This window comes from Dictyobacter formicarum (assembly GCF_016587435.1).
Genome location: NZ_BNJJ01000001.1, coordinates 528448 through 554325, shown reverse-complemented (window position 1 = coordinate 554325; position 25878 = coordinate 528448). Strand labels below are relative to the sequence as shown.

Genomic DNA, 25878 nt, shown 5'->3' with positions numbered 1-25878 from the left:
TCTGGAACTTGCGTTCTTGCTCTCTTTCTGGTAGAATAGCGGTCAGTCCGTCGAGCGCAGGTGTGCAACCAGAGAAGGAGTGAGGATGCCGAAGAAACGCCAGGGATCACAAAAGCAGCACAAGGAGCAACGACGACGGCCGGCGACACCCACCTTCCTGCTCGAATTGCCACTGGTCGTCGATGCCGGGCAAGCCGCCCGCTTGCGTGCTCACCTGGAAGCAGGCCGTCAGCTCTACAATGCCATCCTCTCCGAGGGACAGAAGCGTCTGCGACGCCTGAGGACAGACCCGGCGTGGCAGCAAGCTCGTGCCCTGCCTCGTTCCCACAAGAGCGAGCGAGCAGCCGCCTTCTTCGCCTTGCGCAAGGCGCATGGTTTCAGCGAGGCCGCCTTGCATGAAGCCGTCAAAGGGCTGCGCGTGGGCTGGATTGCCGAGCATATCGAGGCAGTGCTGGCCCAAACCCTGGCCACCCGCGCCTACCGCGCCCTCAATCGTGTCTGCCTGGGTCAGGCCAGGCGGGTGCGCTTCAAGAGCCGAGGACGTGGTTTCTCCAGTATCGAGAACAAACGCAACGATACCGGTCTGCGCTTTGTCCTGCAGCCGCCCGATGAGGGCAACGCCGGCTCTCTGCTCTGGAACGGAGACCAACTTCCTGCCCGCATCGATTGGCAGGATGAGGTGGTGGCTCATGGCCTCAGGCACCGCATCAAGTACGCCCGTCTCGTCCAACGTGCCGCCAGCAGTCCCAGGGCAGCCGGAGCCGATGCGCAAGGGTATCGCTATGTGGTCCAACTGGCTCTGGAGGGGACGCCCCACCACAAGCCAAAGCACCCCATTGGGCAGGGCATCGTGGGTGGAGACCTGGGACCCTCGACCCTGGCGCTGGTTCCTCAGCAGGGAGAGGCGAGCCTGCAGGTCTTCTGTGCGGAACTGGCCCCCGATGTGCGTGGCATCCGTCGTTTGCAGCGGCAGATGGACCGACAACGGCGTGCGGGCAATCCTGAACACTTTGACGAGCAGGGACGCATCACGAAGCAGGGCAGCAGGACGTTGCGGTGGAAGCAGAGCAAACGGTACCAGGCCACGCGGCGGCGCAAGGCGACCACAGAACGGAAGCTGACGGCCCACCGCAAGAGCCTGCACGGGTGCCTGGTGCATCAGGTGTGCGCGCTGGGCACCACCATCATCATCGAAAAGATTTCCTACAAAGCGTGGCAACGTCAGTATGGCAAGAGCGTGGGACTGCGAGCCCCAGGGATGTTTGTGGATCAGTTGAGACGCACCGTTGCAAGCACGGGCGGCATCCTCGTTGAGGTTCCCACACGCACAACCGCGCTGAGCCAATGGTGCCACGGCTGCGGCCGAAAGGTCAAGAAGCCGCTCTCGCAGCGCTGGCATCACTGTGCCTGCGGCGTGGGACCTGTCCAACGCGACCTGTATTCAGCCTTTCTGGCCGCCTATCTGGATCCAGCAGATCCCACTCCCTCGTGTGCCCAATACCAGCCGTATTGGGAGGGTGCGGAAGTGCGCCTGCGGGCAGCACACGAGTGTCTTATGCAACGTGCGAAAGAGGGGCAGGTTCTGCCCCGAAGCTTGGGCATCACCCGAGCCGGAGCGCGTCTGCCCGAAAGTCCCGAGGAACCCCTACAAGAGTCAGCCGTGCTGCTGCGGCATGCATAGCTGGAAGCGTGGGAAGAACCTCTGGAACCCCCGCCGCTTTAGCGCGGGGAGCTTCAGTGAAAGAATAGATACGTCCACGCCTGGCGGTAAACTGATTTTTCATCTTATAATATTGTTTTGTAACGATACGAAACAGAGGCAAAGATAAGAAAAGAGGTAGAACCAAATCATGGCACGAATCGATGGGGTGAACCCGGAAGAGGTAGAAAGCTACATCAAAAAGGTCCTGGAGGCACAGGCAAAAACCTGGGGGGCGCCGCTACTTAACCATCTGGTCTACGCGCGGCGCCCCTCGATCTTTCGAGGGGCACGCGCGATGTGGACGGGCATTAGCACTTCCGGCCTGATCGATGAGAAGTTACAAGCCCTGGTCAACCGGCGCGTGGCGGCGTTGAACGGGTGCGAGTTCTGACAAGATATTAATGCTGCCGTGGGTAGCAATCTGGGGATCTCTGATGAGAAAATCCTCGCGCTAGCGGACTATGCGACCAGTCCGCTCTATAATGAGATGGAGCGGGTCACGCTGGAATACGCCGAGAGTATGACGATTACAGAGCGAGAGGTGAGCGATGAACTCTTCGCCCGCCTGCGCCCATTCTATAACGAGGATGAATTGGTCGAGTTAACGGAGATTATTGCCTGGGAAAACGCTTCAAGCAAATTTAACCGGGCACTACGCATTCCCTCTCAGGGCCTATGGAAGCGAAAGGAGAATAGATAGAGGTATCTCCAGGATAGCAGCGAAAATATACAGTAAGGATTTTCTGAGCTTGTGATAGCGATAACGAACGTTATTACGAGCAAGTGGAACTGATAGTTCCATTACCCTCTTTTTGGTCAGGAGGTTGCCGATGCCATTTCACGAGCTGCCACCAGAGGTTCTGGATGTCCTGGCGAATTATGCTGCATCACCAAGATTAGTTGCTCACCTTACGGTTGTTCACGATGTTGCTGTTCGGCTTATCACACGGTTGGATGCTACTTGGCCCTTATTGGAATATGATAAACAACGCGTCCTCTTTGGGGCTGCAACACATGATGTGGGGAAAACAGTGTATCTCAACGAACTCACCGGCCCCGGAACCCAACACGAGGAGATTGGGCCTCAGCTCCTCCTGGAAAGTGGTTTTCCAGAGACCTATGCACGTTTTGCTCGGACCCATGCTCGATGGAGTCAGGAAGCCTCGGTTCCAATGGAAGATGCGTTGGTTGCATTTGCCGACACGATCTGGAAAGGCAAGCGTGATGACATATTGGAACGAGAGATTGCTGTACATATTGCGAGGCAGTATCGGCAAGAACTCTGGGAAGTATACATGAAGCTTGATGACATTGCTATCCAGCTTGCAAAAGACGCTCACGACCGCATTCTCTGGCAAGGAAAGCATCCCATTTGAGCAAAACTTAGAGTGACATTGAAGATATATCTCCAATGTCACCTCTGCTCGTTTTTGCGCTGAACTTCAGATAACTAAAGCGCGGGGAGCTTCAGTCTTGTGGGAATGTCGCTTGCCGCATGTGCCGAGAGAGAAACAGAAATCCGGTTATCAGAAGCAGGCCACTCCACACGATGCCCACGGTCGGCAACACGCCCAGATGTTCCAGGCTCAGCCCGAGTGCGGAGGAGCCAATGGTGAGGACGCTGAACAAGATCAGGCGATAGAGGCCACTGACACGGCCTTGCAGAGCATCTGGTACGACAGCGAAGCGATAACTGTCCATGAAGACAGCACGGACCGAGTCGGCGAGAGCGATGCCCGCGAAGACGGCTCCCAACAGCAGTGGCGTCGTGATGAAGCCATAGAGAGGAAAGACGAACACGAACACGATCAGAGCACAGCGAAGCGTGAGGCCAAAGCGTATGCGCCGAAGCATCGGCGGGCAGAGCGCCGCGCCAAGCAGGTTCCCGACGCCGCCAACTGCGACGATCAGGCCGTAGAGCACCGACGGGATATGCTGCTGTTGCACAATGTCCAGGACGAGAAGCACACTGGCTGTTATGGTGAGGTTGATATAGCTGGAAATCAGGAGAAGCGAGCACACGACCTGATGCTCCCACAGCCAGGTGAGTCCCTCGCGCACTTCTAAGAGCAGGTGGTGACGCTCCCTCCTCCGTTCGTCTTGCATGGGCGAGCGTATGAAGAACAATGAGCCGAGCAAGATCAGAGAGGAAAGCGCGTCTGTGACGAACGGGAGCAGCCTGCTGATGCTAAAGAGCAAGCTGCCCAGCGCAGGTCCGACAAGCGCGCAGGAGCCAACGATCAGCTCGTTCTGTGCGACTGCTGTGGGGAGCTGGCTCTTTGGCACGACCCATGCCCGTGCTGCCAATTCGACCAGCTCGTCGAACAGCGAAATGGCTCCCAGGCCAAAGGCGATGGCGTAGAGGAGAAGCAGCCGCAGTGGTCCGCTGGTCAGGAACAGCGCCAGGGGAATGCTCGCCACGCACACCATCAAGCAGAAGGTACAGATGATCATCACGCGTTTGCGCGGCCAGCGATCCACCAGTGCCCCGGCGGGGAGGCTCAGGAGAACGTAGGGAAGCTGTCCCAGGCTATACGCCAGCCCGGCAGCAGCGATCGAACGCGTCAGTCCCACAATGAGCAGCGGAAACGCGAACTGCGTGCAACTGGTGCCGAGCGAGGAGGCGGCCTGGCCGAGCCAAAGCAAAAGATAGTCACGATTGCGCCAAAGGGAAACGGGCTGTTGTGGACCCGTGGCGCTCGCCGTTTCTTTGGGATGTGTTGCCATCCATCTATTCTCTTTTCATTCGAGCTAGAGTGAAAGGTGACACCAAGAAGGCACAATGATGTCCCCGACAATAGGGCGCACGGTAACACGTGCCGACCCTCACTTCGTTGGTGAATCTGCTCCTATGGGTACACGCCACCAGAGAACACACACCCTGTGCCCTTGCTCATAAGAGAGAACAAGTGGCACTGTGTGTACACACGATGGTCTCTTTCACTCGATTGGAGGGAGAGAGGTTGTAGGGAGAGGGCCCGTGTAGCAAAAAAGACACAAAGGATCCCCTGAGCAAAGAAATGTACCCTAAAGCCCGATTGAAAAAAGCAGCGAAAAGCAACTAGAAGAGGGCTTTAGGGAGAGCAGCAGCAAATTTGATAGACATGTGGCCTCCCTTTTCATAAAAGTAGTAGTGGATATTTCGGCAAGATTATACTTTCTAGCCACAAACGTTGTCAAGAAATGGCATGGAAGAAACCAGGGTTTCTCAAAAGTCACCAGGCTTACACTCAGGCTGGCGACCACAGGTCGCCTTTGGTTTTTAATGATGAGTTTTGAGAAACTCTGTAAAAGTAATCAGGGCAGTGAAAATGGAGCTAGTCTCATATTTTTGCTTGCATGTTGTACAGATTCGCATAGGCACTATTCAGCGCGATAAGCTCCTCGTGCGTTCCCTGTTCGCTGATCCCGCTCTCGGATAATACCACGATCCTTTGAGCATTGCGGATCGTTGACAAACGATGAGCGATGACAAGCGTTGTGCGATTGTCGGCTAACTTCTCCAATGAGTCCTGCACAGCCTTCTCGCTCTCATTGTCCAGTGCACTCGTCGCTTCATCAAAAATGATCACAGGGGGATTTTTGATGAAGACGCGCGCGATGCTCAAGCGCTGCTTCTGCCCGCCTGAGAGTTTGACACCACGTTGACCGATATCCGTATCATAGCCGTCCGGTAGCGCCATGATAAAATCATGCGCGTGGGCCTTTTTGGCCGCCTCAATGATTTCTTGTGGACTTGCATCGAGCTTGCCGTAACGGATATTCTCCGCGATGGTCCCGGCAAACAAATAGACATCCTGCTGGACAATGCCAATATTTCTGCGCAATGAGCGCAAGGTCACATCGCGGATATCATGTCCATCCAGCAGAATCCTTCCCATGCTGACATCGTAGAAACGAGGAATCAACGAGCAGAGCGTGGTTTTGCCAATGCCAGAAGGCCCGACCAGGGCTACATATTCTCCAGCATCTATTCTCAATGAGAGGTTCTTCATGACATCCTTCTGGTTTTCTTTGTATCTGAAGCTGACATCCTGAAACTCGATATCTCCTCGAACCCGTGTGAGATCACTCGCGTTTGGTGTGTCTTGCAAATCGGGTTCTATCTCCAGAATCTCCATAAAGCGCTGGAAGCCAGTGATACCCTCCTGATAGAGTTGGCCGAAGTTGATCAGTTTTTTAATGGGATCAACGAGAATGCCGACGCAGAGCAAATAGGTCAGCATATCCGCCAGATCCAGGGCAGCGTGAACAATCGCAATACCGCCCAGAACTATGACAGCAATGGTCATGAGCTGGGCAAACGCTCCCAACCCGCCGAAAAAGTACGCCTCACTTCTATAGCCATCGCTGCGGCTGGCGAGAAAACGACGAGTGACGTAGGCAAATTTGTGCTTTTCGACCTCTTCATTGGTAAAGGATTTGACCACCCTGATACCCGCGAGCGTATCCTCAACCTGCGCATTGATATCCCCGATGCGATCCTTGCTGCTGCGTAACGCTTTATTCATCTTCTTATTGAAGTACCACGCGTACACGGTCATCAGAGGCAGGAAAAGAAAAAGCAGCAGGGTCAGCGCAAGATTGATCTTCGCGAGAATGATCAACGCGCCAGTGACTGTCAAGAAGGTCACGACGATATCCTCAGGGCCATGATGATAGAGTTCGCTCAGCCAGAAGGTATCATCAGTAAGCCTGGTCATGAGCTGGCCCACTTTTTGTTCATCATAAAAGCCAAACGAGAGCTTTTGATACTGCTCGAAGAGTTCAGTGCGCATATCACTCTGCATCCTGGCTCCCATCATATGCCCCTGAAAGTCAATGAACATCGTACATAGGCTCTGGATCACAACCAGCGTCAGCATGAACGCGCCCAGCAAAGCAATGTCGCGTAGCTCATGCGGATCATGGCCTTCCAGGATGTTTTTGGTGATGTATTGCGCGCAAAGCGGAAGGAGCAGGGTGATCGCGGAGACGATGAGCGCGCAGGCTATATCTGCGAAAAACAGGCCCATGTACGGTTTGTAATACGACAAAAACTTTTTGCCGCGTGTATGAGCTGGCCTGGCCGCGTCGGATTGGGAGCCAGCTTTAGATATGGGTGAACTCTTCGTCGAGGCCGACGTTTTTTTCGTGATCGAATTGGTTGATGGCAAAGAGATGCTCCTCATGGTAGTATGTAAGTAAGCGCAAAAGGCACAAAGAAACCTGCTCCAGCTCAAAACAGACGAGCGGAGAGAGGCGTGAGGATGCGCGACAGGAATACCAGCACGAGAAGGGATAACGTGGAAGGCCAGACCGGGAGACGCGGAGATATGGCGCGTGGAGATTGCAAAGAGGATGCGTTTTTTGCGAACAAGTATGGTCTAGAGCAAAATACTATCTCAATATCTACACTCTCAGAACATCCCCGATGGATCTCCACCCCTTCATGCTAGGCATCGATGTTGCGCGGTATGCGCTTCTAAGCATCACTACACCTCCTTTCTGAACTGGCAACGTGCAGAGACACGTCAAAGACAATCAAGTGCAGGAGTGATAATAGCATATGGGAAGTGTCCGGTCAACTATGAGAAGTGATAAAGCCAGGGTTTCTCAAAAGGCTCGGTTCGTCTCCAAAACGGCTTTCGGCCTCTTTGCGCACTAGCCAGGTGGCCAGATGTTCGTTGATCGCCTAGCCCTCGCTATGAGCCTCTGACGCAAATACCCTCTTTGAAGGATATCTTGGCAGCAGGCCATGTGACGAAAAACACCCGATCGGTTTCGCGACCCAAACTTCATGTGGAGAGGTAACGCTATTGGTCAGTGAGAATGGAAGATAAGACTCAATCATTAGCCATGATCAGTCTACTCATCACTCAGTAGGGGAGGCTGCACATAATGTGTGTGATGCTTGTGCAAGCGGCGCGGAGCATAATCTGGGAGACGTTGTGCGGAATGCCATTCGATGATCTCTCGTTCCCACAGCGACTGTTGCAGGGAGCGATAGGGTGTTTCAAAGTGGCGTGGCTCTTTGACACGGCGAAAGTGTTTCTTGTCCGGTTGGTAATCCACCGTGTATTGGCTCAAAGGAGTATTCTCATATTCCAGGGTTAAGGTATCTCCATAGAGCCAGAGGACCGCTTGTCGCCGAGCCAGCCCTTCTTCTGCATAGAGCTTCCAACGGCGAAAGCGGGCATAGCCACAGCGGTCGAGAGAACGCAGAAACCGTGTGGCGTAAAAGATACGATGCAATTGCTCTGAGGTGCGCATTTTTCCTCTCACCCATCCCAATACTTCTGCTGGTGTGTGATGGTGGTCATCACGGCGGCGATGTCCCCAATGCGGTTGCTGGTTGTAATCCTCAACAAACCGCCGATGCACCTGCTTCGCGCCTCCCCAGTTGGTAACCTGTTCGAAGTGATAATTACTCATCCGTCTCATAATCGAGAAGTGGCTCTCGATGAGATTTTCCCAGCTCTGCTTTTTGTGAATCCATTTTTTCTGAATATCGAGTGCTTCATAGATGGCCATTGCTTGTTTGGCGCGAAACACACTCCCGTTGTCTGTGACCAGGCGTTGGGGACATCCATGCTGTTCAATAGCCGCGTAGAGCACGATGAGGACTGAGGCCAGATCCTGGGCTTGATAGATGTCACTGGCCAGGATCGCCCGTGAAAAGTTATCCATCACGGAAATGACATAAAAAGGGCCTTGAACCTCTGGAATCTGATGCTTCTCGATATAGCGAATATCCAGGCTCCAAATTTCGTGTCTAAACCGTGCGGTAAAGGGATGAGGTTGAGGTTCTTTCTGCTCAGCGTGGGGCTTGGCCAGTCCATACAACTGTCGATTTTCAGCCATAATCCGACCGCAGGTTCGTGGACTTAACCGGATTCCGAGTTGGAGTAATGCACCATGCATTCTGTATTCGCCCAGGAGCGAATTGACTTGCAGTTTGCGAATCGTGTTGCGAGTGCGTATATCTACGGTGGACTGCCGATTCGTGTTCGCATGGGATTTATCCTCCAGCCCGCGTACGCCTTCTTCAACCCAGCGTTTGAGAATCTGATAAATGGTTTTGCGTGCCACGCCTAAGTATGCGGCAATGCTCGTCACACTCCAGCCTTGAGCGTGCAAGCGAAGCACCGCGAGTCGGCGTTCGGCGGGATCAGGGATATCGGCATAGTGCGGATACTGCCGCGTGGTGCGTGAAGGTGTGGGGCCATCGACAAGCACCTGCTTGACCGTGTTGTGGCTGGGGCGACGATCAAATCGGACAGAGCAAATATCCGCGATCTCACGCAGACTGAAGTCAGGATACTCAGCCTTCAAATCCACGATCAATTGGCGCATCGGAACCGGCAGCGAGCGATGGTGGTCCTCTCGCTGTTGCTTCGTTGGACGGAACAAACTTGCCATGCCGAGTGAATTGAAGGTGTCAGCAGCCCGCCGCAAGGTGTTTTCGGCTAACCCGGTCTCTTGAGCTCGTTCGGCAGGCGGTATGCCAAATAACGTGACGGGTCTGATGCTTTCGTAGAGCCGTTGCTCTGGCGTGCGGCACCACTGTTGGATCAGTTCCCAGTTGTCGGTGCGTTCTCGCCGTTCTCGTCTAGCTCGTGTCATGGTCACCACTCTCCTGCCTTCTTTCCATGTGCTGTCGCACACCCTGTATACAAAAACAGCATGAGATATGCATTGCCGGAAAGGTTGGCCGTGATGAGAAACCATCAACGGCCAACCTTGCTCACACTGACTCATCCGAGGACAAAGAGCCTTTAACCACATTCTACCTTGATCTCAAACCCATTTCTCGATCTTTCACCGCTCTTTTGTGAGAGAGACGATAGTTATGCATTGAGAGACTTGAAAAACACGTTTGAAGCTCGTGACGACTAGCAGTGAGCTTGTGACCTCTACACAATCTTCTTGACGAAACAGGCCATCTACTCAGTGTTGAAGAGATGTTTCCTTCTGTTTCATCATTGTCGTTTCGAGAGCGCAAGGCGGACGCCGAGTCCAATCAAGATACATCCAGTGAACCAACGAAGCAGCTTTGCTGCTCCCAACCGTTTTTTGAGCCATGCTCCAAGAAAGCTTGAGAGCGTGGCTATGCTTATCTCGACCGTCAGCCCGACGAGGTTGGTTACAAGGCCAAGCAGGAGAATTTGGAAGGTAACATCGTGTTGGGTTGGATCGACGAATTGAGGAAGGAGAGCAAGGTAGAAAAGAGCGGATTTGGGATTGAGGAGGGTATTCAACATCCCCTGAACGTACACTGTGGCCAATGCGGTCTTCTTGGGAGTGAGTATTGAAGGTTCCCCTTGATGGCTCAGCAGGGTACGTATGCCTAAATAGACGAGATATATGGCGCCAATATCCTTCAATATTTCGTAGGCAACTGGCACCAGAAGAAAGAGACTGGAGAGTCCTAAAGCGACCATGATGGTTTGAATCAGTCCGCCTGTGGCAGTTCCCAAACAAGAGATCATTCCTGCCGAGCGTCCCTGTCCGGTGCTTCGCGCAATAATGTACAACATGTCTGGCCCTGGAACAATACTGAACAGGAAAGCGGCCATCAAGAGGAAAAGCAAATCTGTCAACGTCGGCATGAAGAGGTATTCTTCCTTTCAAAAACATCTCTACAGATAAGAAACGATGTGCATGTATTTGTAGCTTACCTGACTTTTATCCTTGACACAAGCGATGTACGTTCTTGTACGTTCTAAAGATTCGTTTTGATCAGCGTAACTGTGTAAGGTCCAAACAAAATTCTGCTATTTGTCATGAAAAATGTGCTGTGAGTACAGAAGATAGTGAGCAGGCTGATCAAGCTAACGGTCGAACATTATCTTCCATTCTCACTGACCAATAGCGTTACCTCTCCGTTGGCGAGGTCTCGTCCACACGCTACCCCGATAATCTTATCCAGTGGGCGAGAGATGGGGCGGATCCTGATCTGTGGGAAACACCGCAACTCGTTCTGGATCTGGAAGCCCTCCGTAGGAGAGAAGCGATCACGATCCATTGGAGCGGAGAGCGACTGGAGCCTGCGACATTTATTGTGATTGAGGAGCCCTTTGGTCGCGAAAGAGAGAGCATGAGATCTCTCATCGATTTTGTGATCGCATTAGATATCCCTCTCGATATTGCGTTAGCGCGTCGTCTCTTAGGTCTCACCGACCCTCCTTATGTCATGCAACAGCCAGATGATCGATATAACCTCCTTACTGAATGGTTGCGAACCTATCTCTCTGGCGGATATAGGGAACTTTACCTTGCTTTAAATGAGCGTATCTTCAAGCACAATGACCTCATTCTCGATGGCACAAGGCCCGTTCATGAACTGGTTGAAATAGCAGTTCAGCATATTCAGCAGAAGCGTCAAAGCTCCTGATGCGTCGATGTCGTCTCACCGGGCTAGCCGACCAGGACGTCAACATCCCTTCGTTCAAAGCAGCGGTTCTTCTGACCGAAGGTGTGGCCTTGGTGCTGGCTGCTGGATGAATGCAACCTGAAATTTGAAGCATATTGGGTTGATGACCACGAAATAGTGCCAACAAATTAGTCAAATGATAATTTCCTTGCCTTTCGAGCAGCCCTCATGGTATGTTTGTTTAATCTACATGAAGTATTCACAATTGCAGATGTATGGGAAAGGCAGTAGTACCACGGCAAGAGAGTAGGAAACATATGTATGCATATACCAGTGAACTTTGCACCAAAGAACTGGCAAGATTTTGAGCCATATTACCAGGCACTCTTGCATGAAACGCTCACACGCGCACATCTCTCCAAATGGCTCCAGCGAGGAAGCGAGCTTGAGAAATATGTCTGGGAAATGCAGGCGGGATACAAGCGTGCCCGCTCGCGGAATATTGAGGATGAGAGCGCTCGGCAAGCCTATCAACGATTTACAGATGAGATTTTTGCTCCGTTTCAGGAAATCAACCACGCCCTCCAAGCGAAGCTGCTACGCGAGATGACCTGGGAGCCAGTCCCGGAACACGCTGAGATGATCCGCCGTTTTCAGCAGGAGGCTGCTGCCTACCAGGTGGAAAATGTGCTGCTGGAGCGAGAGATCGCGGAGTTGATGGACCGCTATTTCCTGGTGACGAACGCTATCGACCACCAGTGCGACGAAGCCACGCCGCCGCAGTGTTCCCCAGAAGAGCGCTGGCGCATCCGGCAGGGTTGCTGGCGGAAGGCTCGCGGTCAGATCGATGAGATCTTTCTCGCCATGCTTTCTAAACGCCGACAGCTTGCGAGCCAGGCAGGTTTTCCCACGTATACGCTCTATCGCTGGAAGCAATTGAACCGTTCCGAGTACACTCCTGATGAGGCTCTGGCTTTCCACCAGACGCTCGCAGCCTCGATCTTGCCAGTGAAAACAGCCTGGCAGCAGGCACACAGGCCGGGTCGTCTTCGCCAGCCCTGGGAAGTTGAGCAGGCCCCATTGGAGCTCATCCGTCCTTTACCCTTTCAGAGGGCGGCAGATCTTGAAGCTGCCATGGCAAAGGTCTTCTCGCGCCTGGATGCAGAAATGGGTGGAATGTTTGAGCGAATGCGTGCAGGCTTTTTAGATGTGGATGCTTGCCCTGGAATGCTGCACGGCAGCGAAGAGTGGTTCTTCCCGATCTTCGAGCTCCCATGTGTCCGTGTCTTTTCCAATGGCACTGACGAGGACGTTCAGTTACTCATGCATGAGTGCGGGCATGCATGGCATGACTTTTTGGCCTACACGCATCAAGATCTCGTCTGGCAATGCTACTACCCTGATGAGTTTGCCGAGTTTGCAGCGATCAGTATGACGTATCTGGCCACCCCTTTTCTTTTCCAGGATCAAGGTGGCTTCTATCCTGTCTCAAAGCGTGCGCGGTTCCAGGCATTTCTCTTGTATGAGCCACTACGCTGGCTCCCCTATATTGCCTGCTTCGATGTGTTCCAGCACTGGTTATATACCGAAGCACCGGAAGAGGTCGAAGTGTCGCAACTGGACGCCAAATGGATGGAGTTGTTACACCAATTTGAGCCAGATGTGAACTGGAGCAGGTATGAACACGAATGTGCTCATGGTTGGCAGCAGGATGGACGCATTTTTGGACAACCATTCTATATGCTTGAGTATGCTCTGGCTCATATGGGAGCACTGCAACTCTATCAGCAAGCCAGTCTCGATCACCGTACTACCTGGCGGGTCTATCGCGAGGCGCTCACGCTGGGAGGAACACGGCAATTGTCGGATCTGTTCCAGGCAGCAGGCGCGGATTTCCCCTTACAGCCAGGGGTGGTGAAAAGTGTTGCGGGTTTTCTGGCCGCTCAACTTCGGGGCTAACTTCAAAGGAATGTGGATGGAATGAGAATTGTCACCTATAACATCTTTTATGGAGGGCAGGGAAGGATTCCATTGATTGCGCAGATCTTACGTGAGCAGAATCCTGATATGGTAGCCCTTCAAGAAGCCAATGACCGAAGCAATGTCGAGAAATTAGCAGGCGCGCTGAATATGGAATTGATTTTTGGCGAGTCCAACAACACATTCCATGTGGCCTGGCTCAGTCGCTTGCCCGTCTCGTGTGTTTGCAATTATCAGCTTCCTATACTTCATAAAGGCCCGCTGACGGAATTTACCATGCATAAAACCTTATTGAGTATCGACGTTGAATGGAATGGCTCACTCCTCCATCTTTGCACGACACACCTGCAAGCGGGCTATCCTGACGGTTGGGCAGTTTGAACTGCCAGACGCGCGTGACGTTTTAGATGAGGAGGAATTTCCATGCTGCCATATATTGGAAGCGGCGATTATTGTTTTGCCAACAGCTTGCATATGAGTCTACTCGGAAGCGGAGCACCCCCCGAGAGCCTGCCCCCAACCGGTTTTCTCGAATGTCTTACCACACTGCCTTTCGGCTACACGTACTTCAAGGAAGCTGAACTCTTCTTTTTCAGTGGCCCCAATCCCGATCTCGGACTGACGCGTGCGATAGAGACGCTCGGGTGGACGTGTACGTTGGAGCGCGGCGGCGACGAGGGGGAGGCGTTGGCGCGTCTGTGTGCAGCCGTCCAACACGGTTCGGTGCTGATTGGTCCCCTGAATATGGGCTATCTGACCTACAATCCCAATCATCCCTATCTGCTCGGCGCGGATTACTATATTGTGGTGCTCACGATGGAGGAGGATCACGTTCTGGTTCACGATCCCAAAGGGTTCCCTTGCATCGCCTTGCCGGTGGAAAACCTGCTCAAAGCCTGGCGAGCCGAGGGCGTCGATCTCGTATATACGGATGAACCCTACACCATGCGCACGGCCTTTCGATCCAGAGAGGCAAGCAACTGGAAGCAGATGATCGAGCGAACCTTGCCACATATTCGCGCCAATCTGCGACAAGAACTCTGGAAGCCAGGGCTGTACGGCGGGGTTACGGTCTTGCGCATGCTCGCTCAAACCTTTCGCACCCAGGTGCCTGAGAAGCTCGCTGTGCATCTCTTCTACTTTGCCCTGCCCCTTGGACTCAGGCACAAGGTGGATGCCCAGCTCTTTCTGAGAGAGGCGAACCAATCTGAGGCAGCAGACCTGATCGAAGAGCAGGCTCGCCTGCTTGGTCAGGCCCAGTATATTGGTGTGCAGCGCTCCTGGCCCGAGGTTGCCACTTTGATCGAGCAGGTTGCCACGCTAGAAGAGCGCTTGATAGCCATCTTCCAACCCTGATACAGCTTGGCACCTCTTGCTTGTGCGCTAGCGATCTGTGCCTGGGTGTGAAAACGCTCTCGACCTCTGACAAGACGAAGCTGGGAGTGAGGAACTGGTGTTGGCAGCAGTTCTGAAAGCCGGAGCTGCTGCCACCCCGTCAGGGCCGTGGCGAAGGTGGTAAATGACCTACCATGTGGCTCTTGGGCACATTCGGTGTGCCTGTCGGCCTGATTTTGCGCTATAATAGCACCAGTTTCAATCATTTGAGTCATTTGGAGACGGTTTAGTCGACAGAAAAACAGTTATTGGACAATTGGGAAGAAACTCAGGACGGCTTATTGTGTAATTAACGAAACTGCCATGCGCTTCTTCCAACTCCGTCGCCGTTTGGAGGATGTTGACACATTCATTGACAACATAGTTCTTGACAACGCAAAGTTCATGAAGTTCAATCGGATGCTAAACTGGCTCTTGTCAGGGAGTGCGGGCTATTATTTAAAAGGAGTGAGGAATCATTGTACAGCAACATCCCCCGTTCCGAGGAATACCAACATCGTCTGCTTGAGTTCATCAGGCAGGAATATGGAATAAGCGCCGCCGTACTAGCTCCCGCAAAACGCGGCTATTACGGTGAAACGTGGCGGCTGGACGCTACGAATAGCAGCTATTTTCTAAAACTGGTTTACCCCACCGCGCATAAAGCCGTCTATGAACGCAGCTTTTCTATAATCCAGCACCTATGTGACCACGGCATTGACTTCATCAGCCGAATCGTAAAGACAAAAGACGACGACCTGTCCACACGATTTGACGGCGCAATACTCGGCGTTTTCAACTGGATTGACGGTGAAAACAGAGAAACAGACGCTACAAAAATCCCGGAATATCAAATGCTGGCGAAGGTATACGCAGTTCCGTCTTGTGGCGTTCCCATTCTTCGTGAAGATTTTTCGGGCAAAAGCGCCGATAAGTTCTTCGAGCAATGGAACGCGCTGGATAACATACAGATTCACTCACTGCTTGAGAAAAATCGCGCCAAGCTGGAGCATAGAGCCAAGAGGTTGAAATACTTTGCCGAGCTGTGCCGAGGTGACACGGCGGACTTCTTCATCACCCACGGCGATGCCGGAGGAAATCTGATTGTGAACGGTGACAGGTACTTCATCGTGGATTGGGACAACCCCATCCTCGCGCCGCCGGAACGTGACGCATGGGTCATGTGCTGCCGGGATTGGGCAAGGGACGCTTTTTATAATGCTCTGTGTCAGAACGGCATTAGACACACCCTGCGTTTAGAACGGCTGGCGTATTACTGCTATCATTTTTTCTTTTTCTATCTCACCGCATACCTTGATGGGTTCACGCAAACTGACACTGTGCGGGAGATTGAAGAATACATTGACAGCTGGATAGAGGGAAGTATTCAATACGCAGACACAAATAGTGACACTCCGCAGGGGTTAAAACCCCGCAGCTTCTGACACTCCTACGTACGCGGCTTCAAGAGAATAGGTAGTATAGCTACGTCTCAAAAGAGAAACCGTAGTTGGTGAGGAATATCCGATGGGTGTTCATCCATCCTGAACAACGCATCTTGAGCGGTGCCATGCTCGTTGGTGTCTCCATGCCCTGCGACAAGGATAGATGGTCCTTCTTCACATCCGGCGTCTTGGGAGACAGCAACACCTGTGTTTTTCAACACCCTCCGAAGAGCGAGAGGCTTTTCCTGTAGGTAATACCGTTCTATGACGCGTTGACCGATGACCAGACTGGCATTTCTATCTGCATTCCCATACATCCCACAGGAAGGGCAGAAGGCTAAGGGAGCACCAAGCGTGTATCCTTCTGCTGGTTGGTCTGCATGGTAACGAATAATCAGGTTGTGGCACCAGGCACATTCCCGACTCGTATTCCTTGGGCTAACTCGACTGGTAAGCATACCCATATTGTATGCCTTATATCTGGCGTATGTGAAGATACGCCCTTTCATCCAGTAGGCCCGTTTGGTATTGTCTCTACGGCTATACTTGCCCTTCGCAGGCTTGAGATTGCCCAGGTGTTCAAACACCAGGATGGTGGCTTGATGCTGTTGGGCAAACTGGACAATGCGTGCACTGATACGATGAGCGCATTGTTCATCCACCTGGCGAATCTTTTTCCAGAGGTCTGTATTGTCTTGTTGGCCTTCTGCCATGATGCCTGTCCGAGATCGGTTGCGTGCAATACGGCCCAACTGCCTCTTCCTAAAGCCGGATATCTCTTTGCCACCCTTGATGAACTTCGTGGCAAGGATCGTACCTTCGACAGTTCGGACGGTACACACAGCCAGATTTTCATTGATGTTGAGGTCAACAGCACACAGTTTTGTCTGTGTATTCGTGGTGACTTGCGTCGCGATTTTTTCAGGACTGTGAAAGTGCTTTTCAACCGGGGTATGTAACCACCACTGATTGCCTTTAAGAACCAGAGAAGGGCTTCCTGGTTCCACATCAGAGGGCAGTTCACGCCCGATAATGCGAACTTTTATCCAACTCCAACATACCCCGGTCCAGACCTTGATCATGATGCTCGTGTTGTTCCGTTCCTTCCACATGCCTTGATAGAGCGTCACAGATTTGTTCCATGTGCGCGGGGGAACGGGTGGACGCTCATGAAACGTCTTGCCTTTGACGATGGCCTTCTCTTTTCGCTGTTTCCATTTCTGAAGGTGAGTGTGAAAGGAGTGAGCAGAACCTAATGATGCATGAATGGCCGCTCGGCGAAAATAGGCAGGAATGTCTTCGGCAATGTCTGAAAGAGGCATGACGGGGTTGGGGTTGCGTTGTGTGGTATGGGTAAGCGTTTCAAGAATGCTCAGGGCTTCTTTCTTGGGATGATCGAGCACCATACTATGCGCTTGAATCACATCAAAATAAAAGGCGGCAACCTGATTGAAAAGAGCCTGGTTGGAGGCGAACCAGTCACCGTGATGGGGTTGATAGCTCATGACATGCCTGATGGTGGTCATCGCCTTCGCCATTCTTAGCTCCTTTCAAATTAATCGTTCTAGACGAATTATACTATCTGCACGAGTGATTTGTCAAGAATGAAATATTCGTGGTACATTGTGGGTATGGAACAACAGAGACCGTATCTCACAACAACACAAGCGGCTGAGCGCTCGGGCTTGTCAACCAGTTATATGACGCTTCTGCTCAGACAAGGCAAGCTCGAAGGGTTTCAAGTGGTCAGAGATTGGCTTATCTATACCGATTCTCTTGAGGCTTTTCTTGCCAAAACACGCAAGCCAGGTCCAAAGGGGCCACGGACGAAAGCCTGAGCACACCTCACTGCACGCCTTCAAAAGGCGGCGGCTTGCGGCGGGCTAAAGCCCCATGCGTCAAAGTTAAAATTTGAGTGGGCGAAAAAGCGATTGTGTACGATTGGAGACATAAGCCAGGCTATGAGACGCCGAAAACGGCGTTTTTTGGCGATTTTGTTATGAAAAGACATTTACCATATTGCGGCAAATGGAGAAAACGCCCGAAAAAGCAATTTGGAGGTCGTATAAGTGTTAGTAGAACGATTTCGATTTTGTTCTCAAATTGAGCACCTGGTCTCCATGATGAATTATGCAGGAAGCACTACCCTTGCTAAATAGCTGATCATCTAAGACATTTTGAATAGACTGAAGCTCCCCGCGCTAAAGCGGCGGGGGTTCCAGAGGTTCTTCCCACGCTTCCAGCCGTGCATGCCGCAGCAGCACGGCTGACTCTTGTAGGGGTTCCTCGGGACTTTCGGGCAGACGCGCTCCGGCTCGGGTGATGCCCAAGCTTCGGGGCAGAACCTGCCCCTCTTTCGCACGTTGCATAAGACACTCGTGTGCTGCCCGCAGGCGCACTTCCGCACCCTCCCAATACGGCTGGTATTGGGCACACGAGGGAGTGGGATCCGCTGGATCCAGATAGGCGGCCAGAAAGGCTGAATACAGGTCGCGTTGGACAGGTCCCACGCCGCAGGCACAGTGATGCCAGCGCTGCGAGAGCGGCTTCTTGACCTTTCGGCCGCAGCCGTGGCACCATTGGCTCAGCGCGGTTGTGCGTGTGGGAACCTCAACGAGGATGCCGCCTGTGCTTGCAACGGTGCGTCTCAACTGATCCACAAACATCCCCGGGGCTCGCAGTCCCACGCTCTTGCCATACTGACGTTGCCACGCTTTGTAGGAAATCTTTTCGATGATGATGGTGGTGCCCAGCGCGCACACCTGATGCACCAGGCGCCCGTGCAGGCTCTTGCGGTGGGCCGTCAGCTTCCGTTCTGTGGTCGCCTTGCGCCGCCGCGTGGCCTGGTACCGTTTGCTCTGCTTCCACCGCAACGTCCTGCTGCCCTGCTTCGTGATGCGTCCCTGCTCGTCAAAGTGTTCAGGATTGCCCGCACGCCGTTGTCGGCCCATCTGCCGCTGCAAACGACGGATGCCACGCACATCGGGGGCCAGTTCCGCACAGAAGACCTGCAGGCTCGCCTCTCCCTGCTGAGGAACCAGCGCCAGGGTCGAGGGTCCCAGGTCTCCACCCACGATGCCCTGCCCAATGGGGTGCTTTGGCTTGTGGTGGGGCGTCCCCTCCAGAGCCAGTTGGACCACATAGCGATACCCTTGCGCATCGGCTCCGGCTGCCCTGGGACTGCTGGCGGCACGTTGGACGAGACGGGCGTACTTGATGCGGTGCCTGAGGCCATGAGCCACCTGGTAAATGACATCCGAAGTGAGCAGGTTTTGCCCTCCGACGTTAGCACTTGCCCCCCCATATGAGCACTGGCACAAAACTACTTGGGCAAACCGCTTCACATCTAGGGTATCAGCAAAAAGAGTGTAAATAGGCCCTCGAGTATGAATGGACCGGATGACAACGCTAAGCGCTTAGCGTTGTCATCCGGTCCATTCATACTCGAGGGCCGTTACTTGCCAGCTTCTTTGCGGGGGTAGGGAGTGCGCGATGGAGCGATCAGCAGCTGCTCGAGATGATGACGAACGTCCAAGATCGAGGTGGGAACTGGTGCGGGCCGGGCTTGGGGAGCCCGGGGCCTGAGCGGAAGGAGCCTTTCTCGGCGGAGGGGGTTGGCGGCGCAGGCGCGGACTGTGTGGAAGGGATGGGCTCGTCGCACGTCCGGGAGTCCTGGGCCTGCACCGAACTAGGGGTGCTCCAGCGCTGTGGTTTCAGGCGCCACTGGGGGATTGCCCATTCGCATTTCTCCAGCGGTGGGGTTATTGGGCGCCGTCCGAGCCACCAGCTTCGTGGCGATCGAGCGCTGCTCGGATCTGGCTGAGCCACTCTGCGCCCAGTTGGCGCCCGTTCGGGAATTGGTCGTCTCGATCCCAGCGCCACGTTGCGATCATCGCGAGCACGAGGATCCGACAATCGCGAAGCAGGTCTTGATTGGCTGCCGGGTAGGACTCACTGACTTCTTGGGGCGCATGCGCGATGTCGAACTCGACAGGCCCGCGGCAGCATGCCTCGAGGTCTACAAAGAGCAGCCCTCTCTTCGTCCTGAGCAAGTTGCCCGGATGCGGCTCGCCGTGCAGCAACTGCTCGCCGGCGCCACGCCTTTCGACGGCGCGCCTCAGGTTTCGCAAAGTCTTGCTGAGAAGCTCCCGCTCTGTGTCAGGAAGCTCCGGAGTGTGGGCGCGGTTGCCAACCAGCGACTGCGCCTGGGCGATTCGATCCGTGAAGTGCGGCGCAGTCACATCGATCTGCCGCATGCCGGCATGCAGCCACTCCAGAACCTGCGCATACTCGGATGGTGCGATGTCACGAGACGGCACAGGCTCGTAGTATTTCCACAGCGTGACCGCGAAGCCGCCACGCACGTAGACGCGCGGCTCCACGCGAGGCTCAGGCTCAGCTACTGGACTATCGGTTTGGGCGAGCCGCCGAGCGACCTCAACCTCGAACTTGGCGCCCGCCTGATGCGCTACATAGGCCACCCGAGCAAGAACGTCACAAGGCAGTAGGCGCACAGCGATGCGATTGGAGTCGTGAACAACAACTGCGTCATCGACCCTCAGGCCAAGCGCTGATGCCGTGGACATACCCGCCGCCACCGCACGCGGAACTTCTGATGTCTTCATCGTTGCCCTCCGTTACCACTAGTGGCGAGTGGTGCACAGCTCTGGTTATGAAGGAGCATTCCAATCCATAAAGTGAGGACAGTCATAAAAAGAATGTCACCGATGAACGAGATAGTGCTTCCTAACCACAATACTGTGTAGCTGCGATTAATGAGAATAAAGCGCTGGCGGAAAAGTGCCAGACACTTTTGACAATGATGAAGCATATCAATCCTTTCGCGCACGCAAATGGTAGAGGTGATTCAGGTCTGAATACCTGTGTGCGGCCATGAGCATCCCTGCCGATCTCTCGATGAGGTACGCCATTTACAATCGGGTAGCCAGGGGGCATTGCTGCCCCTCAGCCCCCTCAGAACCGTGCTTGCCCGTCTCCGAGCACACGGCTCAAGCACATCACGAACCACACAACTCCTTGTTTTCTTCCTGTTGTGACTGGTGGTGCATGCGCTTTTCTTCCATCAGTAGCTCTCGGTCATTGTACTGTTGGCAGTCTCGCATGCTACGCTCAGTCACCGCATGAATGTGTTGATGACAAAGCAAATGAACTAGCGCAAGATTGCTGTAGAGATCTTTTCCCCCGAGAGACTTTGCCAGACGATGATGAACCTGAATCTCTTCCTCATTGAAGAGGGATTCTCCACATTCAAGGCATCGACCTTTTTGTCTCTTTGCTAACTTCTGTTTGGAAAACGTTAAATCGCGGGCCTTTGCCGCCTGCCGCTTCATCCAGTAGTCTTTGAGTGTTGGATCATCAGGTGATGACCTGCCTTTGACGAGCTTATGCCGTTCAATCGGGAACCAGCTAAATTTGAGCAGATACCCTCCAGTTGGCTTGTCGCCAAACACCCAGGAGTCAAGCCGGTCTAGGTGCAACCGTCCCCAGTACTTCTGGTGCCGCCACTCTGCGGATTTGTTGGGGTGCATCCATTTGGTGTAATGTTCTGCCTTTCGGAGCATCCAGTGGTCCAGCTTGTTAAAGATCTCTTTTGCTACTGCAATGCGGTGGTAATTGGCCCATCCACGAATGATGGGATTGAGCTTTGCTAGCACCGATTGCACATTGGTCCCTTGAGCCTTTTTCCATTGGGCGCAGAGTTTCTGTCGCAGCTCTGCTACCGCTTCTTTGCTGGGTTTGATTAAGAGTTTCCACCCCGTTTTTGACGTTTGGGGCGCAGGGTAGTGTTTAATGTGAAAACTCAAGAAGTTGAATCCTTTCGTGAGGTGAGCAACGCGAGTTTTTTCCTTTGAGAGGGACAATCCTGGTAGGACTCCACTAACTGGTGAAATAGAGGGGAAGGGTTGAAAAAAACGACGCACCTCGGCATGATGTGCTTATGCAAACAAGGACAAAAAAGCCGATGGACGCGTCTCACCAATTTTGCCCGAATGTGGCGTGTTCCGCAAGAGGTAAAATGGGTGAGGGCAACATTCGTATTCATTGCCGTAAACGTGAACGATATCGCTGTCGTGCCTGTGGCCAAACCTTTAGCGCACGCCGAGGCACGATGCTTGAAGGACTTCGCAAACCGACAGAACTCATTGTGATTGTCGTCACGTTGTTGGCCTATGGTTGTCCAATTCAGGCGATTGTGCATGCCTATGGATTGGATGAACGAACGATCGCCAGTTGGAGGGATCGTGCTGGAGCTCACTGCCAACGCGTTCATCATGCCATCGTTGAAACGGGAGCATTGGATCTTACGCACGTGCAAGCTGATGAAATTCGTGTCAAAGGGCGATCCATAATTGCCTGGATGGGGCTCGCCATGATGGTCTCATCGCGTTTGTGGCTGGCTGGCGTGGTGAGTCCAACACGAGACCGGAGCCTGGCAGATTGTTTGTTACAACAGGTTCGAGCCTGCTCGCAAGCCATGAGGGCCATCTTGATCTGTACCGATGGTTGGGCAGCATACCCGGGAAGTATTCAAAGAGCTTTTCGCGAGAAGGTCAAGAAGACGACTGGACGAGGACGAGCTTGTTTGCAGGTGTGGTCGGAGCTTTGTATTGCTACGGTGATCAAGCGAACCGAGAAAAGACGGGTCGTCGAAGTGACGCGCACGATGACGCGAGGAGCATTGGAGCAAGCCGAGCGGCTGCTGCAGGTCTCAGGAGGAGGAACGGTGCTCAATACGGCTTTTATTGAACGCTTGAATGGAACGATGCGGGAACGACTGGCGGCGTTGACACGCAAATGTCGTCATGCAGCATGCCGTTTGGATGGTCTGGAACGTGGCATGTATCTGATCGGCTGCACCTACAATTTTTGTTGGCCGCATCATGAGTTAAGCAAACCAACACATCTGGGATCAGCGTGTACACCTGCGATGGCTAGTGGGCTTACCACTCATATCTGGAGCGTGTCCGAATTGTTAACATACAAAGTGGCTCCGACTGCTTGGATCGAACCAAAACGGCGAGGACGTCCGCGAAAACGTTCTCCGACTAATCCGGTGACACCTCAACGTCCTCGGGTTTTTCTCCGAAAGGGGGTTTTGTGCTCAGTCACCAGTTAGTGTTGTTCTACCACAATCCTCGTTTTGTCAGCCATTCCGAGAGGAGTTCTTGTACGTTTTCGGCGTCTTCTTTGCTTTCACAAAAACAAACAAAGTCGTCCGCATATCTCACGATAGCCCGCTTTCCGGCAATTTCTCCTTTGCTATTGTATTTTACCCCAATAGCTTCCTCCATCCCATGCAGCGCAATGTTTGCCAATAGTGGGCTGATCACGCCTCCTACAATGTTGCAAATTTTGAGGACGAGAATCTGATGGGTTTGATGGCGTGTTGGGGCTAATACGAAAGACCACGTTCACCTTCTCCTGATCAATTTCGACGCGTTTCACCAGCGTGCGGATCATCTCGCGACGCGTGAGCCAATCGGCGTTGTGAAGCCCCTGGTTCACCTTCGTCGAAAATGTTTCTAAACGTCCAATAATTACCTGCAACTCCTGCTCTAAACTCTCCTGATCCTGAATTTGTTGTACCTGTTCTTCGAGTTGTCTGACACGTTCACGCATGCGTGTGATCCTGGGATCAAATTCTGTTTTGTCAATGACTCCTTCGGCATAACTATCGATCAGACGCGCAATGCCCTGTCGCAATCGTCCCAGGTTCGTCTGGAGCCCTTTCAATTCTGGTGCCACCTGCGCTGTTTGCACTTGCTGCCGATATTCATGGGCTAATCGTGTCGGATCCACCAGCAATCGGCACACTTCCAGCCACACGGCTTCATCAACGAGATCGGTGCGCAGTTGCTTGTTCCAGCACAAGCGTTCGCCTCCGAAGCGGTAGGCATCCGAGCCAATGCAACGATAATAGGCGTAGGCCCGCTCATGTCCTTTTCGTGCAGCTGGGCTAATCGCTTTCCCGTAATAAGCGTATCCGCAACACCCACAGACCAGCAAGCCCTGTAACAAGTAGCGTGCTCCACGCTTTCCAATGCGAGCACGTTGCCGATTCTCTTGCAGTTGCTCTTGGACGCTTTCAAAGAGATCCTCGCTGATCAGCGCTGGAACGGGAATTGACATCCACTGTTCAGGAGAAACCTCTTGCGTACTCACTGCTCGTTTGGGTTGCATGAGACGCCCTCGCTGTGCTCGTAAACGTGGTCGCAGTGGTTCCACGCTCGTTTTTCCGAAAGCGGCCATTCCCTTGTAGGCCGGGTTTTTGAGCATATCGCAGACCGTCTTACGATCCCAGACCGTTTTGCCGGTCCTCGTTTGTTCTTTGGCCACCGTTAACCGACGACACACCTCACCAATGGAACAGCGATCGTGCCCGACCCAGCTGAAGATCTGACGAACGACGCGCGCCTCCTCCAGGAGGATATCGAAGCGTGCTTCACCTGCTCCCTCATGTTTGCCAATATACCGATAGCCATAGGGTGCGGCACTTAAGACGCTCACCATGCCCACCTGGGCAGCGTGCCGCTTGCCACGCCGACTGCGCTCCATGATCTTGGCCCGCTCATATTCGGAGATCATGCCCTGCACTTGTAACAAGAGGTGATCTTCCGGGGTCTGTCCAACTTCTCGATTGAGGAAATTGACCTCAACCCCCGCTCGGAGAAACTCTTCCAGCAGGAGCACCTGATGGGCATAGTTGCGCGCGAAGCGATCGGGACAGAGCACATAGAGCCGATCAATACCTCCCGCAGCCGCCACATCGCGCAGTCGCTCCAAAGCCGGACGGATGAGGGTAGCGCCACTGTAGCCGTTATCGATAAACTCATGCTCCTTGGGAAGCGACAAACCCTGGGTATGGACATAGGCACGCAGTTCGCTCACCTGGCTCTCAATGGTTCTGGCCTCGCTTTGCTGCTCGCAGGAAACACGAGCATAGATGGCCACTTGCAGATCATTCATGAGTGTTTCCTTTCTCCCAGCGGGTCCTGCATTTGAGCTGAGATCGGCGTGGTGTCCACGGGTGTCAACAATCGTCGCCTTGGCAGGGGAAGGAGGAAACTGTAGGCGTGATGCAGCACCTGATGTTCTTCACGGTTGGGTTCAAACATGATGTGCACCTCCAACGTCATCGGATGTTTGCGAGCGCGTCTGGTCATGATGATCTCCTTGACCTCGCGTCCCTGTATCTTCCACTTGATGCACATTGCAATCAAGGGGTGCACCATGGAAGCCTTGTCCGTAGGCGGCACACAGTTGAGTTCGTGGGATCGCTCTCTGATACACGAAACTCAGAACCTTTTTGGCAACATTGTAGGAGGCGTGATTACACCACCCTGTGGCGTTCCCTGTTCTGTTGCATGAAAGACTTCTTCTTCGACATATCCAGCTTTGAGCCATTGCTTAATCAGTTCCCTTCCAGGAACTGGCCCAATGACCTGGAGGAGCGCTTCATGTGAGATTTGATCAAAAGCTGATTTAATGTCAGCATCCAGCACCCATTTCTTGGTTTTGTTTGGACGGGCCAAGACATAGATTTTGGCGATGGCATCATGACAGCTTCGACCTGGACGAAATCCATAACTTGTCCCTTCAAACTTGGCTTCCCAGAAGGGTTCAAGGGCATTTTTTACCATCGCTTGAAGGCAGCGGTCAGCAATGACGGGCATCTTCACAGCACACTACCTCCTTTGACAACCCATCTGGGAAATGGGTCACGGTGACTCATCCCCACCATCCATTGCATGGCCAGCGCGTGCAGTTTGTCCGCCTCAGGCGAGGCCCAAATCCTGACCTCATCATTCGTCTGCCTGATGGCTATCACGCGGCAATCGCTGCCAGCTTGACAGACTACGCAGGCCCTCCCCTCGTTGATCCCGACGCAGTGGAACCGCCCTTGCTTTTGCTCGAAGGCTTGTGGCAAATGGCCCAGTGGATTGCACAGCAGCAGCGCCTCAATGGAGAACCTGAGATATGATACAGCTAGTTTCCTGTCA

General features: G+C 53.4%; 21 protein-coding genes and 2 pseudogenes. 11 read left to right on the top strand and 12 right to left on the bottom strand.

The window, feature by feature from the left end; translation table 11 throughout:
* Nucleotides 1-85 precede the first annotated feature (85 nt).
* The 3 genes from JMI88_RS02160 (at nt 86) to JMI88_RS02145 (ending at nt 3078) form a co-directional block, all read left to right on the top strand.
* Complete coding sequence (locus JMI88_RS02160; protein ID WP_201360100.1) at nt 86-1681, top strand: AAA family ATPase; 1596 nt, start codon at nt 86-88, stop codon at nt 1679-1681.
* Between the two features lie 169 nt (nt 1682-1850).
* Entirely contained in the window at nt 1851-2402 is a 552-nt protein-coding gene (locus tag JMI88_RS41200) for a YciW-related (seleno)protein (RefSeq protein ID WP_505712007.1), read from the top strand.
* Between the two features lie 130 nt (nt 2403-2532).
* The gene (locus JMI88_RS02145; protein ID WP_201360097.1) at nt 2533-3078 is read left to right on the top strand and encodes an HD domain-containing protein; all 546 of its coding nucleotides are present in this window, start codon (nt 2533-2535) and stop codon (nt 3076-3078) included.
* A 91-nt stretch (nt 3079-3169) separates the two neighbouring features.
* Here JMI88_RS02145 and JMI88_RS02140 read toward each other — a convergent pair whose 3' ends face one another.
* The 4 genes from JMI88_RS02140 to JMI88_RS02125 all read right to left on the bottom strand — a co-directional run bounded on the left by JMI88_RS02140 (nt 3170) and on the right by JMI88_RS02125 (nt 10293).
* Nucleotides 3170-4429, bottom strand: coding sequence for an MFS transporter (locus JMI88_RS02140; RefSeq protein ID WP_201360096.1), 1260 nt, complete (start codon nt 4427-4429; stop codon nt 3170-3172).
* Nucleotides 4430-5025: 596 nt separating this feature from the next.
* A complete protein-coding gene (locus JMI88_RS02135) occupies nt 5026-6717 on the bottom strand; it encodes an ABC transporter ATP-binding protein (RefSeq protein ID WP_373323729.1) in 1692 nt (563 codons plus the stop codon).
* An 832-nt stretch (nt 6718-7549) separates the two neighbouring features.
* Nucleotides 7550-9307 carry a helix-turn-helix domain-containing protein gene (locus tag JMI88_RS02130; protein ID WP_201360095.1) on the bottom strand — a complete coding sequence of 586 codons (1758 nt, stop codon included), beginning with the start codon at nt 9305-9307 and terminating at the stop codon, nt 7550-7552.
* 356 nt (nt 9308-9663) lie between these two features.
* Nucleotides 9664-10293: a LysE family translocator gene (locus tag JMI88_RS02125; protein ID WP_201360094.1), complete on the bottom strand. Its 630-nt coding sequence runs from the start codon at nt 10291-10293 to the stop codon at nt 9664-9666.
* Nucleotides 10294-10781: 488 nt separating this feature from the next.
* On the opposite strand from JMI88_RS02125, the gene JMI88_RS02120 reads away from it, so the two are divergent.
* From JMI88_RS02120 to JMI88_RS02100, 5 genes are all read left to right on the top strand, one after another.
* Entirely contained in the window at nt 10782-11078 is a 297-nt protein-coding gene (locus JMI88_RS02120; protein WP_201360093.1) for a nucleoside/nucleotide kinase family protein, read from the top strand.
* A 300-nt stretch (nt 11079-11378) separates the two neighbouring features.
* On the top strand, nt 11379-13016 hold the full coding sequence (locus JMI88_RS02115; protein WP_201360092.1) for a M3 family metallopeptidase: 1638 nt from the start codon (nt 11379-11381) through the stop codon (nt 13014-13016).
* Nucleotides 13017-13037: 21 nt separating this feature from the next.
* Nucleotides 13038-13418: an endonuclease/exonuclease/phosphatase family protein gene (locus JMI88_RS02110; protein ID WP_201360091.1), complete on the top strand. Its 381-nt coding sequence runs from the start codon at nt 13038-13040 to the stop codon at nt 13416-13418.
* A 42-nt stretch (nt 13419-13460) separates the two neighbouring features.
* Entirely contained in the window at nt 13461-14393 is a 933-nt protein-coding gene (locus tag JMI88_RS02105) for a YobF C-terminal domain-containing protein (protein WP_201360090.1), read from the top strand.
* A 497-nt stretch (nt 14394-14890) separates the two neighbouring features.
* Nucleotides 14891-15856: an aminoglycoside phosphotransferase family protein gene (locus JMI88_RS02100; protein ID WP_201360089.1), complete on the top strand. Its 966-nt coding sequence runs from the start codon at nt 14891-14893 to the stop codon at nt 15854-15856.
* 47 nt (nt 15857-15903) lie between these two features.
* Here JMI88_RS02100 and JMI88_RS02095 read toward each other — a convergent pair whose 3' ends face one another.
* Nucleotides 15904-17394 carry an RNA-guided endonuclease TnpB family protein gene (locus JMI88_RS02095; protein WP_201360088.1) on the bottom strand — a complete coding sequence of 497 codons (1491 nt, stop codon included), beginning with the start codon at nt 17392-17394 and terminating at the stop codon, nt 15904-15906.
* Between the two features lie 66 nt (nt 17395-17460).
* Between JMI88_RS02095 and JMI88_RS40485 the strand changes: the two genes are divergently transcribed.
* On the top strand, nt 17461-17694 hold the full coding sequence (locus JMI88_RS40485; RefSeq protein WP_373323722.1) for a helix-turn-helix domain-containing protein: 234 nt from the start codon (nt 17461-17463) through the stop codon (nt 17692-17694).
* A 363-nt stretch (nt 17695-18057) separates the two neighbouring features.
* Here JMI88_RS40485 and JMI88_RS02090 read toward each other — a convergent pair.
* From JMI88_RS02090 to JMI88_RS02080, 3 genes and pseudogenes are all read right to left on the bottom strand, one after another.
* Nucleotides 18058-19098: pseudogene (locus JMI88_RS02090) on the bottom strand (nuclease/transposase family protein); the annotation flags it as partial.
* A 519-nt stretch (nt 19099-19617) separates the two neighbouring features.
* A complete protein-coding gene (locus tag JMI88_RS02085) occupies nt 19618-20481 on the bottom strand; it encodes a phosphotransferase family protein (RefSeq protein WP_201360087.1) in 864 nt (287 codons plus the stop codon).
* A 393-nt stretch (nt 20482-20874) separates the two neighbouring features.
* Nucleotides 20875-21681 (bottom strand): group II intron reverse transcriptase, encoded by an 807-nt coding sequence (locus JMI88_RS02080; RefSeq protein ID WP_236022774.1) that lies wholly within the window; start codon nt 21679-21681, stop codon nt 20875-20877.
* 212 nt (nt 21682-21893) lie between these two features.
* Here JMI88_RS02080 and JMI88_RS02075 point away from each other — a divergent pair, with 212 nt between their 5' ends.
* Complete coding sequence (locus JMI88_RS02075; RefSeq protein WP_236022773.1) at nt 21894-22994, top strand: hypothetical protein; 1101 nt, start codon at nt 21894-21896, stop codon at nt 22992-22994.
* Nucleotides 22995-23001: 7 nt separating this feature from the next.
* Here JMI88_RS02075 and JMI88_RS02070 read toward each other — a convergent pair whose 3' ends face one another.
* From JMI88_RS02070 to JMI88_RS02055, 4 genes and pseudogenes are all read right to left on the bottom strand, one after another.
* Nucleotides 23002-23169, bottom strand: a complete 168-nt coding sequence (locus JMI88_RS02070; protein WP_236022772.1) for a hypothetical protein — start codon at nt 23167-23169, stop codon at nt 23002-23004.
* Complete coding sequence (locus tag JMI88_RS02065) at nt 23138-24844, bottom strand: recombinase family protein (protein WP_201360084.1); 1707 nt, start codon at nt 24842-24844, stop codon at nt 23138-23140. Before JMI88_RS02065 ends, JMI88_RS02070 begins: the two co-directional genes overlap by 32 nt.
* Entirely contained in the window at nt 24841-25041 is a 201-nt protein-coding gene (locus JMI88_RS02060) for a hypothetical protein (RefSeq protein WP_201360083.1), read from the bottom strand. The genes JMI88_RS02065 and JMI88_RS02060 overlap by 4 nt, the downstream gene beginning before the upstream one ends.
* 159 nt (nt 25042-25200) lie before the next feature.
* Nucleotides 25201-25551 (bottom strand): annotated as a pseudogene (locus tag JMI88_RS02055) (reverse transcriptase domain-containing protein); the annotation flags it as partial.
* 50 nt (nt 25552-25601) lie between these two features.
* Here JMI88_RS02055 and JMI88_RS02050 point away from each other — a divergent pair.
* A complete protein-coding gene (locus JMI88_RS02050) occupies nt 25602-25859 on the top strand; it encodes a DUF5372 family protein (protein WP_201360082.1) in 258 nt (85 codons plus the stop codon).
* Nucleotides 25860-25878 lie beyond the last annotated feature (19 nt).

Bases quoted from the DNA above. Each gene is read 5' to 3' on its own strand.
- JMI88_RS02160 (WP_201360100.1), top strand. From the start codon at position 86: ATGCCGAAGAAACGCCAGGGATCACAAAAGCAGCACAAGGAGCAACGA.
- JMI88_RS02145 (WP_201360097.1), top strand. From the start codon at position 2,533: ATGCCATTTCACGAGCTGCCACCAGAGGTTCTGGATGTCCTGGCGAAT.
- JMI88_RS02140 (WP_201360096.1), bottom strand. From the start codon at position 4,429: ATGGCAACACATCCCAAAGAAACGGCGAGCGCCACGGGTCCACAACAG.
- JMI88_RS02135 (WP_373323729.1), bottom strand. From the start codon at position 6,717: ATGGGCCTGTTTTTCGCAGATATAGCCTGCGCGCTCATCGTCTCCGCG.
- JMI88_RS02130 (WP_201360095.1), bottom strand. From the start codon at position 9,307: ATGACACGAGCTAGACGAGAACGGCGAGAACGCACCGACAACTGGGAA.
- JMI88_RS02125 (WP_201360094.1), bottom strand. From the start codon at position 10,293: ATGCCGACGTTGACAGATTTGCTTTTCCTCTTGATGGCCGCTTTCCTG.
- JMI88_RS02120 (WP_201360093.1), top strand. From the start codon at position 10,782: ATGAGATCTCTCATCGATTTTGTGATCGCATTAGATATCCCTCTCGAT.
- JMI88_RS02115 (WP_201360092.1), top strand. From the start codon at position 11,379: ATGCATATACCAGTGAACTTTGCACCAAAGAACTGGCAAGATTTTGAG.
- JMI88_RS02110 (WP_201360091.1), top strand. From the start codon at position 13,038: ATGAGAATTGTCACCTATAACATCTTTTATGGAGGGCAGGGAAGGATT.
- JMI88_RS02105 (WP_201360090.1), top strand. From the start codon at position 13,461: ATGCTGCCATATATTGGAAGCGGCGATTATTGTTTTGCCAACAGCTTG.
- JMI88_RS02095 (WP_201360088.1), bottom strand. From the start codon at position 17,394: ATGGCGAAGGCGATGACCACCATCAGGCATGTCATGAGCTATCAACCC.
- JMI88_RS40485 (WP_373323722.1), top strand. From the start codon at position 17,461: ATGAAATATTCGTGGTACATTGTGGGTATGGAACAACAGAGACCGTAT.
- JMI88_RS02085 (WP_201360087.1), bottom strand. From the start codon at position 20,481: ATGAAGACATCAGAAGTTCCGCGTGCGGTGGCGGCGGGTATGTCCACG.
- JMI88_RS02075 (WP_236022773.1), top strand. From the start codon at position 21,894: ATGGGTGAGGGCAACATTCGTATTCATTGCCGTAAACGTGAACGATAT.
- JMI88_RS02070 (WP_236022772.1), bottom strand. From the start codon at position 23,169: ATGGAGGAAGCTATTGGGGTAAAATACAATAGCAAAGGAGAAATTGCC.
- JMI88_RS02065 (WP_201360084.1), bottom strand. From the start codon at position 24,844: ATGAATGATCTGCAAGTGGCCATCTATGCTCGTGTTTCCTGCGAGCAG.
- JMI88_RS02060 (WP_201360083.1), bottom strand. From the start codon at position 25,041: ATGACCAGACGCGCTCGCAAACATCCGATGACGTTGGAGGTGCACATC.